The organism is Desulfurellaceae bacterium (assembly GCA_021296095.1).
In the GTDB taxonomy this organism is placed as follows: domain Bacteria; phylum Desulfobacterota; class Binatia; order Bin18; family Bin18; genus JAAXHF01.
In genome coordinates this window covers 1-11,454 of sequence record JAGWBB010000142.1, presented here as the reverse complement: position 1 = coordinate 11,454, position 11,454 = coordinate 1, and the positions used below count along the sequence as shown (strand labels likewise).

The following is an 11,454-nucleotide window of genomic DNA, read 5'->3' as shown; positions in this document are numbered from 1 at the left end:
CGGCTCAAGTATATGGACAAGATGGGTATCTGGGCCATGGTCATGTACCCCAATGTCGGCGGCTTTGGCGCCCAGGAGTTCCTGAAGCTGAACGATCCCGAACTGATGCTGTCCTGCGTCCAGATCTACAACGACTGGCAGACCGAGTGGGCGTCGGCCGACTCGCGCCGCCTGCTGCCCATCACCTCGCTGTCGTTCTGGGATGTCGAGGCGGCGGTCAAGGAAGTCCGTCGCTGCGCGGCGATGGGCCACAAGGGGATTCTGTTCACCGGCGAGCCGCAGTCCTTTGACCAGCCGTTGCTGGGCGACCCGCACTGGAACCCGCTGTGGGAGGTCGCGGTTGAGCTCAACCTGCCGATCAGCTTCCACATCGGTTCGGGCAATATGGAGTTGGGGCTGCTGGAGAGCAAGATGGCGTCCTATGGCAGGATGGCAGCCTTTACCGAACTGTCGGTCGATATCTTCCTGAAAAACGCCATGCAGTTGAACGACCTGATCATGTCCGGGGTGCTGGCCCGCTACCCGGACATCAAGTTCATCTCGGTCGAGAGCGGTATCGGCTGGGTTCCGTTTGCGCTCGAAGCCCTGGACTATCAGTTCCACGGCAACGATGTGGCCGAAGAGCACCCCGAGTTCGACCTGCTGCCGTCCGAGTACTTCGCCCGCAACGTCTACGCCTGCTACTGGTTTGAGCAGCTCGCCCCACGGCGCCTGATCGACAAGGTCGGCGCCGATAACATCCTGTTTGAGACCGACTTTCCGCATCCCACCTCGCTGTACGGCGACGAGGTCCACGCCCGGATCAAGGGTGGCCTGTCCGACTGTGAGGAGTCGGTGCGGCGCAAGATCCTGTGGGAAAACGGCCAGAAGCTGTACAAGGTCGAGGAACCCACGGCCGAGGACGAGGCCAAGCGCGAGCTGGCCATCGCCGCCTGAGGCGCCGGGTTTCGCCGTCGCGGCTCTGAGTCAATCCCGGACCGCGGCGGCATTCTTCTGCCATTCGGGCGCGCCCTGCCCGAAGCAACACCGCGCATACCCAATGGATTTCGAGATCCCGGCCGATATTCAGGCTTATCTGGTCGAGCTTGACGCCTTTATCGAGCGCGAAATTCGGCCGCTCGAACAGCAAGACGACAACATCCGCTTCTTCGACCACCGGCGTGAATGGGCCCGGACTGACTTTGAAAACGGCGGAGTACCGCGCAAAGAGTGGGAAGACCTGCTGGCCGAGATGCGCCGCCGCGCCGACCGGGCCGGTCACTACCGGTTTGGTCTGCCCAAGGAGTACGGCGGCCAGGACGGCTCACACCTGGCCATGGCAATCATCCGCGAGCACCTGGCGGCCAAGGGCCTGGGGCTGCATAACGACCTGCAGAACGAAAGCTCCATCGTGGCCAACCAGCCGGTCGTGCTGATGCTGCGCGATTTCGGCAGTCCGCAGCAGCGGCGCGAGCTGATTCCCGGCATTCTCGACGGCGCGCTGCACATCGCCTTTGGGCTGACCGAGCCCGAGCACGGGTCTGACGCGACCTGGATGGACACCCGGGGCGTGCGCCACGGTGACGAGTGGCGTATCAACGGGACCAAGACCTGGAATTCGGGCGTGCACACCGCCAGCCACGATCTCATCTTCGCCCGCACCAGCGGCCAGGACGGCGACCCGCGCGGGATTACCTGCTTTATCGTCCCGACCGACAGTGCGGGCTTTGTCGTTGAAGAATACCTGTGGACGTTTAACATGCCGACCGACCACGCCCGCATTTCGCTCCACGACGTGCGCGTCCCGGTCGGGGCGGTGCTGGGCGAGCCGGACGAGGGGCTGGCCGTGGCCCAGCACTTTGTCCACGAGAACCGTATCCGCCAGGCTGCCTCATCCCTGGGTGCGGCCCAGTACTGCGTCAACGAGGCGGTCGCCTATGCCCAGCAGCGCAAGCCGTTCGGCAAGCCGCTGGCCGTCAACCAGGCCATCCAGTGGCCGCTGGTTGAGCTGCACACCGAGGCGGCCATGCTGCGCACGCTGATCTATCAGACCGCCTGGCAGATGGACCGCATGTCCAAGCCCGAGGTCGCCCGCAGGCTGTCCGACCGGGTCGCCATGTGTAACTACCGGGCCAACCGTCTGGTGTGTGAGGCGGCCGACCGGGCCATGCAGGTCCACGGCGGCCTGGGCTACTCGCGCTACAAGCCCTTCGAGCACATCCTGCGCCATCACCGGCGGTATCGGATCACCGAGGGGGCAGAAGAGATTCAGATGCGCCGCATCGCCCAGGTGCTGTTCGGCTTTGGGCGACGTGACAAGAAATGAACGGCGAACCCCTGTCTGCCGTTCATTTTTCCGTATTCTGTACCGGCTGAATCCCGAACTGTTCGGCCGCATTACCGCCCAGCATCCGGGCGATTGCCGGCTCATCGACATACGCCTGCCTGAGCTGCTCAATCGCCTCCCAGGCGCTGGTCGTGTCCTGCTGGGGGTAGCGCGAGCCCCAGACGATCTTATGGGCGAAGGTCTGGGGCAGCTTTTGGACCAGCCGCTCCTCGGCGTCAAAGCCGAGCAGCACCCGGCCTTCTTCCCACATCTCCTCCACGTCGGTCCGCACCGGGTAGTGGTGGAGCAGGGGAATGGTCCGGGTCGAGGCTTCCATCTTCTCCAGCACTTCCTCCATCCACGAGGCTTTGCCGCCGGCCATGACGATCCTGAGGTTGGGGTAGCGCTGCATGACGGTGAAGCCGATCAGGGTCGCGGCCACGAACATATGGTTGTCGAGCCAGGGCGACAGGATCTGGGCGATCGGATGGCCGATCGGCTGCTGGGCGACAAAGGCAAAGTTGGTTCCGTTGCCGCCGCCGGCAAACGGACCGCCGCCGGATTCCCGCACAAAAGACACCTGGTTGAGACGGCCGTTGACCTTCTCGGCAAACGGTCCGTGCGAGGTCCACTCGGGGTTCCACAACCCGGCCGAGGGGTGGACCGCCAGGGTCAGCCCGGACTGTTCGACCTCGGCCCAGAACGGATCGTAGTAGGGGTGGGTGTAGTAGCGATCCTCGACAAACATGGGTCGCAGAAAGACGCCTCGGAAGCAGGGCAGGGTGGCGATGCGGTGCAGCTCTTCACACGCGAAGTCCATGCTTTGCAGGGGGATCATGGCTGCGGCATACAGCCGCTCGGGCGCGGCCGCGCAAAAGTCGGCCATCCAGTTGTTGTAGGCCCGGGCCAGGGCGTAGGCCACGTCCGGGTCTTCAATCAGGCCAAAGCCCTCGGCAAACCAGGTCGGGTACAGCAGGCTCTGATCCACACCCATGGCGTCCGGGTCGGACGCGCCCTCGGTCATGGCGTGGCGGGTGTTGGGGTCAAGCTCGCCGACCTGCTCCCAGCTCATGCCCGGCCGCCAGATGGCGTAGCGGGGGATATTGGGGTTCATCGGGTCGCGGAACATCTTGCCGTTGACCTTGAGGTAGGAGCCGTAGCGGCCCTCCTCACGCCACAGGGCGGATTTGCCCAGCGTCCGGTATTCGGGCTCCAGATAGCTCTCCCACACCGCCCGCGGCTCGACAACGTGTGAGTTGGCGTCAAAGACGGCAAAGCCTTTGTGGTCGGTCATGCCCGGGCTCCCTGGACGGGGTCGCCCGTCTTCGTGTCTGAGCGGCCGTTGGCGCCGTTGGCCCGGCCGTTGGCGCCGTTGGCCGGCTTGCCGCTCTCGCCGTAGGGTCGCAGCAGCGCAGCCTCGGGTTGCAGGGCGTGCTGAACCTCGGTCTCGGTCGGCCACCAGTCCGGTCGCTCGATCTCCGTCACCCGCTCGCGGATGAACTCGCGCGGGGCTTCGATGTTGTACAGTTTACGGGCGTTGGCGCCCAGAAACCGCTCCCGATACGACGCCGGCAGACCACACGCCTCCATCGTCTCAATCGCCCGCCAGGCATCGTCCCCGTCGTGGTGGTACACGTCCGAGGACCAGGCCAGAATGCGACGGCGGCGCCTCGTCGCCCTCAAAACCCGTCACGCAGTGCTCGAAAAAGGTCTCGCTCGGCAGCCGTTTGAGCGGCGGCAGCTGCCGCTCGTTGCGGTACAGCTTGTAGAACTTGTCGCACTCGTCGAGCAGAAAGCTGAGCCAGGTCGAAGACGCCTCGAACACGGCCGCCCGCAGCTTGGGATGGCGGTCAAAGAAGCCCGACATCAGCACCATGGTCACCCACAGCGCGGCCTCGGCCTGAAAGTTCTGGACGTTGGTCAGGAAGAAGTGGGGCAGGCCCGAGGAGTTGATGGTTTTGGCAATCAGCTCGGCACCCGAGTACTGCTCACTGTAACCCGGCGGTTTGTTTGCGCCCATGGCCGGAAAGGGGTGCATGCCGTACACCACCCCGGTCTCCTCCATCGCCCGCCACACCGGCTCGTACTTGGGCTGCAACGGATAGTTGCCCATGGCATCTATGGGACGCACCAGACCCACCCGGCAGCCCTTGGCCGCCACCCGACGAACCTCCTGGGCGGCGTACACCGGGTCCTGCATGGGCAGCAGGGCGGCAAAGAACAGGCGTTGGGGGTCCTCCTGGCAATACTCGTAGGCCCACTCGTTGTAGGCCTTGCACATGGCCTTGGCGCCCAGGGCGTTCGATATCGGTCGGGATGATCATGACCTGATCGATACCCTGGACATCCATATCGCGCAGCCGCTCCTTGGGTCGGTAGGAGCCCTTGTGGTCGATGTAATCGGCCTGCTCGGCGGTCAGGGCGGTGGCAGGGTTGAGGTTGCGGACGTTGAGGGCGCGCTGGATGTCGTGTTTGAAACCGGGGCCAGACAGGGACAGGACATTGACCATGCCGGGCGTGCCGTGGATTTTCTGCGAGCCCAGCCCGGTGCCGGCCGTGCCGTTGACGATCAACTGCTTGGTCTCGGCGTCGAACCACATGGTGGCCTTGAGGGCTTCGAGTTCGTCCGTGCTCAGCCAGTCCTTGGCCCGCTCCCAGATCCAGGGCGGCTCGGTGACGTGGGCGTCGCAGTCAAAGGTCGGAAAGTCTTTGGTCATCGGGGCAAATCGTTGGATTGGCATCGGCTTCCTCCTTGTCGTGGTCCAGCCCCCAAGGCTGGCAGGCGCCAGTGTAGCACTGCCGGGAAGGATTGCGAAAGAGGAGCGGCAAGACCTGTCGGCCTGGTGCCGGGCGTGCTATATACACGCGACAGGAGGAACGGTATGGGACGCACCTATAATGTCATTGATTCGGACGGTCATGTTCTGGAACCGCGCAACTTCTGGCGGGAGTATATCGATCCGCGTTACCGCGACCGGGCGCCCGAGCTTATCGTGGACAGCGATGGCAAGGACCGCTTTCAGGTCGAGGGCAAACTGCTCGGCCCGCCGGCCGGACTCGGCCTGATCGGGGCGATTGGCGTGCGCGAAAAGGTCAACGGCGAGTGGCGGCACGCGCCCAAGGTGGCGATTGACCTGGAGTACACCCAGGGCCGCAAGGGCGGCTTCGATCCCCACGCCCGCATGCACGACATGGACCTCGACGGCATTGACGCAGCCTTTCTGTATCCCAGCCTGGGCCTGTTTGCCGGAGCGATCCAGGACCCGCAGCTGGCCGCAGCCGCCAGCCGGGCCTATAACCGCTGGCTGGCCGACTACTGCCGGCCGTACCCGGACCGGCTGTTCGGGGTGGCCATGCTGCCCATGCAGTCGATTGAGCTGGCGGTCGAGGAGATGCGCTACGCCCGCAACGAACTCGACATGCGGGCCGGTTTTCTGCGGCCCAACCCGTATAATAACAAAATGTTAGGCCATCGGGACTACGACGTGTTCTGGGCCGAAGCCCAGGACCTCGACTTCTCGGTCGGCATCCACGAGGGCACGGGCGGCATGCCGGCGGTCGGGGTGGATCGCTTCGCCAGTTTTGGCGCCAAACACATGGTGTCGCATACCATGGAGATGATGCTGGCCGCCCTGTCGATCATCTGGGACGGGGTGTGCGAGCGCTTCCCCGGGGTTCGGATCGGGTTTCTGGAGTCGGGCGGCGGCTGGATGGCGCCCTGGCTCGACCGCATGGACCGTCACTTTGACGACAAGGGCTTGTTCAACGATTCCTCGCTGACGATGCGGCCGAGCGAGTATTTCCAGCGTCAGTGCTGGATTTCCTACGAACCGGTCGAGGGCAACCTGAGCCATCTGGTCGACTATCTCGGTCCGCAGAAGATCCTGTGGGCGACCGACTATCCCCACCCGGACGGCTTCTTCCCCGGCGCGCCCGAACAGATCGCCGAAAAGCTGCCCGAGCACCAGCGACGGGCGGTGCTGGCCGAGGGAGCGATGCAGTTCTATAAGCTGAACTGAGGTCCGCTCATTTGGCGCGAGCCGCGACAGGCGGCGCGTCCACCGAGACGCCGGCCGTCTTGTCCCGAAAGTGGGGCATGACGTGCTCGGCGAACAGCTCCATGGAGTGAAAAATCTTGTCCTTGGGCATGCCGCCCCAGTCAAACATGACCAGCAGGTGCCGGATACCGGCCGCGTGGTAGGTCTTGACCTTTTCGAGACACCGGGCCGGATCGCCAAAAATCGACAGGGCGTCGAGCTGCTCGATGGTGGCGGTGGCCAGGAATTGGCCGACCTTGGCGAACGCCTCGTAGTCCCCGCCGCTGCCGGGCTTGGCCCACACCTTGGTTGAGCTGCCGAGCTTGCGTTTCATGCCGGCCCCGGCCTCGTCCAGAGCCTGCTCGGTGGTATCGGCCAGGTGGGTCCAGAACACGTGCGGCAGGTCGTCGCTGGGCTGGCCGTGGCCGGCCGCCCGGAAGGTCTGCCCATAGCGGTCGAGCTGAGCCGCAATCTCCTGCGGCGACGGGCTTGAGGCAAACGGCGCGGCGCAAAAGGCATAGCCTTTTTTGGCAATCTCTTCGGCAGAGCCGGGCGAGGCCGCCGCCACCCAGATCGGCGGACACGGCTGCTGGATGGGCCGGGGCAGCAGGGCGGTGTCTTCACACCGGTAGTACTGACCGGTGTACGAAAACTGCTCCTGCGTCCACAGCCCGTGAATGATATCCAGGCACTCCCAGAAGCGCGCCTTGGCGGTGTCCATGGGAATGTGAAAGCCGGCAAATTCGTGCGGCTGGTAGCCCCGTCCGGCCCCGAAACACACCCGACCGTGGCTGAGCAGATCCAGGGCGGCCATATCTTCGGCCAGCCGCACCGGATCGTTGACCGGCAGGACGCTGACCCCGATGCCCAGACGCAGGCGTGTGGTGCGCTGGGAGATGGCGGCCAGCAGCATCTGGGGCGACGGAAACACCCGCTGGCTGGCCTGAAAGTGGTGCTCGCCGACCCAGAACCCCTCGTAGCCGAGTTCCTCGGCATACTCGGCCTCGTCCAGGACCTCGTGGTAGAACTGCTCGTGCGAGCGCAGATTGGCGTAGTTGTCGCCCAGACTCAGAATCGAAAAGCGCATGGACATGACGAGTTTCTCCCTTGTGCTACGAGAGCGTTCCCCCTCATCAGGGACCCACTTTCAGGTCTGTGCCGCCCGCGACCGGCAGGGTAACGCCGGTAATAAAACTGGCCGCGTCAGAGGCCAGAAACACGGCCGCGTCGCCGATGTCCTGGGGCTGGCCGATGCGGCCGAGCGGCACCGTCTTGGCGTAGGCGGCTTTTTGTTCTTCGCTCAGCGAGTTGGCCATCATCGGCGTTTCAATCGGGCCGGGGGCAATGGCGTTGACCCGGATGCCCAGCGGGGCGACCTCATAGGCCAGGTCTCTGGTCAGGGCGACAACCCCGGCCTTTGAGGCGGCGTAGGGCACATGGGGCACGGTGTAGTGCAGGGCGGCGATGGAGGCGATATTGACGATGGCGCCGCTCCCCTGCTTTTCCATCTCCTGGACAACGCGGTGACAGCACAGGAACACGCCCTTGAGGTTCACGTCCAGGACCCGGTCCCAGTCGGCCTCGGTCTGGTTTCGCATATGCTTGAGGACCACTATGCCGGCGTTATTGACCAGAATGTCAATCTTGCCAAAGCGCTCGAGCGTCTGGCCGACCAGCCGGTCCACCGCGTCGGCCTGGGTGACGTCGGTCTGCACGCCCAGGGCCTGCACGCCCAGCGCTTCGAGGCGGGCCACGGCTGGGGGAATCCGCTCCTGGACCGCCTCGGCCACCACGATGTTGGCCCCGGCCCGGGCCAGGCTGTGGGCCACGCCCCCGCCAATGCCCTGCACACCACCGGTGACAATCGCCACCCGTCCGTCGAGCTGTGTCATACGCCCTCCTTAGGCTTCGTCGAACCAGTGAATGGGATTTCGCCGCTCGACCTGTCCCAGCATGATCGAGGCGGTGGTGTAGCCCAGCAGACACTGCATGGGGCGGCTCAGCGAGCGCACCGTCTCCAGCGGGATGGACAGGTAGGCATTCTCCTGCTGCCGCAGCCAGGCACAGCAGTAGGACAGCGAGATGGCTCGCCGCTGCTGGTCGGTGGCATTAGCCCCGCCCCCATGCCACATTCCGCCGTCAAACAGCAGCACCGAGCCGGCCGGCATCACAATGCTGACGGGCGGCTCGTCCGGGACGTGTTCCTCAAGCGCCGTATGGCTGCCGGGAATCAGCATGGTCCCGCCGTTCTGCGCGGTGTAGGCGTCAATCGCCCACAGGGCGCCGACGACCAGCGGCGGCCGCGGCCGGGGCAGCGGATAGAGGCTGTCGTCGCGGTGCAAATCCTGCCCGGTCTCGCTCGCTAGCAGGGTGATGCCGGTCGCCGAGCTGAGTTGAATCTGGCCGTCCAGATAGGCTTCGACAGTGGCCACAATCCGGGCCTGGCTGCACAAGGCGTCCGCCGCACGGGTCTTGGCCATGAGATTGTAAATCCGCCTGGTCTGAAAGCCCTCAAAGTCGGTGACGCCGAGCGGGGTGGAGCGGTGAAGGCGGTCCATCTCGGCCCCGACTTCGGCCAGCGTGTCGGCGTCGAGTAGCCCCTCAAGCACCACATAGCCGTCCCGTTTGAGAGCATCTACGTCCGCGACAACAGCCTGGCGCTCGTCAGGACTGGACAGACCCTTGCGCCGCTGGGCGTCGCGAACCTGGATGTCAAACGGGTTGCCGCTCTTGCGGGCGCTGGATTCATGCATGGAGCAGCTCCTGTGGCCCCCCCCCCGGCCTGCTTCCTCTTATTTCGTGGAGAAGACGAAGTACTCGTCCATCTTGTCCCGGGCCTCGTCCATATGGCCCACGTAGCGATGGAAGCCACCGTTGTAGTTGCCGTCCTGGCGACGCTGAAACTCGCCCTCGAAGTTGTAATAGCCCGGCGTGCAGTCCCGGTTGCGGGTCGTCTTGCCGCGGTACTTGATGACCTCGTCTACCCACCACTCCTCGGCCTCGGGGGTCGGGTCTATGGACTGGTAGCCGTGGCGACGGACGTGGTCGATGCAGGCCGCGATATGGTCACCCTCGGTGTTGAGGATATCGGTCAGGTTGAACTGAAAGGAGGACTGATAGCCGCCCATGATGAACAGGTTGGGATAGCCCTGGGAGTGGATGCCGAACAGGGTGCGGATGCCGCTGCTGTACTTGTCGGTCAGGTCCAGGCCGCCCTCACCCCTGATCTGGTTATAGATGCGACCTCAAAGCCGGTGGCGTAGATCAGCAGATCGAGCTCGTACTGCTTGCCCTCAAACACCGGTCCCGCAGCCGTGATCTCAGTGATACCCTTACCGTGGGTATCGACCAGATGGACGCTGGGGCGGTTGAAGGTCGGCAGATACTCGTTATGAAAGCAGGGCCGCTTGCACATGAACATATACCACGGCTTGAGCGCCTCGGCCGTGGCCTTGTCCTTGACGACTTCGTCAATGCGTTTGTGGATGCGCATCACATAGTCGATGTTGGCGTTTTCCTGGCGACGGATTCTCTCCTCGCGGGGCAGGGCGGCGCGCAGGGCCTGCTGTTCCTCGGTCAGCTGGGGGTCCATGACCTTGCGCATGTGTGCCCGGCGCTGTGCCTGCCAGCCCGGCTTGAGCTGGCGCGCCCAGTCGGGGTCGGTCGGGTGGTCGTCCTGGATGTCAATCGAGGACGGGGTGCGCTGGAAGACGTACAGCTCCTTGGCCATTGCGCCCAGGGCCGGGACGGCCTGGACTGCGGTCGCCCCGGTGCCGATGATGCCCACGACTTTGTCTTTCAGACCCGACAGGTCGTCTTTGGTGTAGGCATAGTCCCAGCGTGAGGTGTGGAAGGAGTGGCCCTGAAAGGTCTCCATGCCTGCGATCCTGGTCAGCTTGGGCTTGGCCAGGGTGCCGTTGGCGCAGATCACAAACTGTGCCCGCATATGGTCGCCCCGGTCGGTCGTGATATGCCACAGCCCTTCCTCTGCGTCCCATACGGTGGAGGTGACGGTGGTCTGGAACACGGCCAGCTTGTACAGATCGTACTTCTCGGCAATGGCCTGACAGTGGGCGAAGATTTCATCGCCTTTGGCAAAACGGCTCTTTGGCACATAGCCCATCTCGTCGAGCAGCGGCAGGTAATCGTACGAGGGCACGTCGCAGGCGATGCCCGGGTAACGGTTCCAGTACCAGGTACCGCCCACGTCGGCACCGCGCTCGACAATCCGAATACTCTCGACGCCGTACTCGCGCAGCCGGGCCGAGGTGAGCAGGGCCGAGAAGCCGCCGCCGATGAACAGACACTCGACCGTATCGCTGATCGGCTCACGCGGCTTGAGTGCGCCGCCGTAGGGGTCGTCCTCGTACTTGGCCAGCGTCCCGGTCAGCTCAGACGTGTACTGGCCCGTACCCTCGGGCCGGTAGTCGAGCCGCAGGTCGCGCTGTTCGGCGAACTTCTGCTTGATGGTGTCGTAATACTCCTGGGGCTTGGCCGGGGGCGACGCCCAGCTCAGGGGGTCAATCAGGGGTTTATCGAGAATATCGGTTGTCTCGCTCATGCGTCTCTCCTGTGTCCGGGCGATGATCGCCTTTCCCCTTATCATTTGAGACAGAGCGGAAAAAGAGGTGGGCTTAGCTCCTTTCCCGCTTTCACCACTGATGCCTTCCCTGCCACGTTTTAGCCCCCTTTGCGCGGCCTACTGACCCCCGGTGGGCATGTGAGGATAATGTTCGCTAAATTCTTCGACAGGATTCTGATTGTGTGCAAAATCTTTTGTCATTTGCAATTCTGGCAACAAGCACTCGTAGCGTGTTGCAACGTCGGCACCCCTGTCTATCACGTAGACAGGGGTTTGCGGCTTAGGCTGGTTGTTGATCAAGAAAAACCGCATACCAAGGTCTGAAATCGGTAGTGAGTACCCCATGACAAACACTCGTGTTGCGTTTGATAGAGCGACACTCGCATCGTGCCAAAGCCCTTTTACAGTTTCATTATTGAAGTATGTGGTCTTTTCGGTTACCGGGGGAATGATTAGAAGCGGTCTCAAAAACCTGTCTGATAAGGTAGAATGGGGGTAAGGTCAAGGACAAGGAGAGGCTGATGGCCCGC

Annotated in this window: 11 protein-coding genes; 3 read left to right on the top strand and 8 right to left on the bottom strand. The window is 63.7% G+C overall.

The window, feature by feature from the left end; genetic code table 11:
- Together J4F42_21490 and J4F42_21485 are read left to right on the top strand one after the other, a co-directional pair.
- Positions 1 to 936, top strand: a 936-nt coding sequence (locus J4F42_21490; GenBank protein MCE2488097.1) for an amidohydrolase, incomplete at its 5' end; no start/stop codon positions are given.
- 103 nt (positions 937 to 1,039) lie between these two features.
- Positions 1,040 to 2,305, top strand: a complete 1,266-nt coding sequence (locus J4F42_21485) for an acyl-CoA dehydrogenase family protein (protein MCE2488096.1) — start codon at positions 1,040 to 1,042, stop codon at positions 2,303 to 2,305.
- A 22-nt stretch (positions 2,306 to 2,327) separates the two neighbouring features.
- On the opposite strand, the gene J4F42_21480 is transcribed toward J4F42_21485, so the two are convergent.
- Genes J4F42_21480 through J4F42_21470 form a run of 3 tightly spaced genes read right to left on the bottom strand, consistent with a single transcriptional unit; the run spans position 2,328 to position 4,586 of the window.
- Positions 2,328 to 3,599, bottom strand: a complete 1,272-nt coding sequence (locus tag J4F42_21480) for an amidohydrolase family protein (protein ID MCE2488095.1) — start codon at positions 3,597 to 3,599, stop codon at positions 2,328 to 2,330.
- Positions 3,596 to 3,940: a hypothetical protein gene (locus J4F42_21475; GenBank protein MCE2488094.1), complete on the bottom strand. Its 345-nt coding sequence runs from the start codon at positions 3,938 to 3,940 to the stop codon at positions 3,596 to 3,598. The genes J4F42_21480 and J4F42_21475 overlap by 4 nt, the downstream gene beginning before the upstream one ends.
- Positions 3,900 to 4,586 (bottom strand): amidohydrolase family protein, encoded by a 687-nt coding sequence (locus J4F42_21470; GenBank protein MCE2488093.1) that lies wholly within the window; start codon positions 4,584 to 4,586, stop codon positions 3,900 to 3,902. The genes J4F42_21475 and J4F42_21470 overlap by 41 nt, the downstream gene beginning before the upstream one ends.
- Before the next feature lie 601 nt (positions 4,587 to 5,187).
- Between J4F42_21470 and J4F42_21465 the strand changes: the two genes are divergently transcribed.
- Positions 5,188 to 6,324 (top strand): amidohydrolase, encoded by a 1,137-nt coding sequence (locus J4F42_21465; protein ID MCE2488092.1) that lies wholly within the window; start codon positions 5,188 to 5,190, stop codon positions 6,322 to 6,324.
- A gap of 7 nt (positions 6,325 to 6,331) precedes the next feature.
- On the opposite strand, the gene J4F42_21460 is transcribed toward J4F42_21465, so the two are convergent.
- The 5 genes from J4F42_21460 to J4F42_21440 all read right to left on the bottom strand — a co-directional run bounded on the left by J4F42_21460 (position 6,332) and on the right by J4F42_21440 (position 10,903).
- Complete coding sequence (locus J4F42_21460) at positions 6,332 to 7,435, bottom strand: LLM class flavin-dependent oxidoreductase (GenBank protein MCE2488091.1); 1,104 nt, start codon at positions 7,433 to 7,435, stop codon at positions 6,332 to 6,334.
- Positions 7,436 to 7,475: 40 nt separating this feature from the next.
- The gene (locus tag J4F42_21455) at positions 7,476 to 8,234 is read right to left on the bottom strand and encodes a 3-oxoacyl-ACP reductase FabG (protein MCE2488090.1); all 759 of its coding nucleotides are present in this window, start codon (positions 8,232 to 8,234) and stop codon (positions 7,476 to 7,478) included.
- A 9-nt stretch (positions 8,235 to 8,243) separates the two neighbouring features.
- Positions 8,244 to 9,095 carry a phytanoyl-CoA dioxygenase family protein gene (locus J4F42_21450; GenBank protein ID MCE2488089.1) on the bottom strand — a complete coding sequence of 284 codons (852 nt, stop codon included), beginning with the start codon at positions 9,093 to 9,095 and terminating at the stop codon, positions 8,244 to 8,246.
- 39 nt (positions 9,096 to 9,134) lie between these two features.
- The gene (locus tag J4F42_21445; protein ID MCE2488088.1) at positions 9,135 to 9,470 is read right to left on the bottom strand and encodes a hypothetical protein; all 336 of its coding nucleotides are present in this window, start codon (positions 9,468 to 9,470) and stop codon (positions 9,135 to 9,137) included.
- Between the two features lie 71 nt (positions 9,471 to 9,541).
- Complete coding sequence (locus J4F42_21440) at positions 9,542 to 10,903, bottom strand: NAD(P)/FAD-dependent oxidoreductase (protein MCE2488087.1); 1,362 nt, start codon at positions 10,901 to 10,903, stop codon at positions 9,542 to 9,544.
- Positions 10,904 to 11,454: the final 551 nt, after the last annotated feature.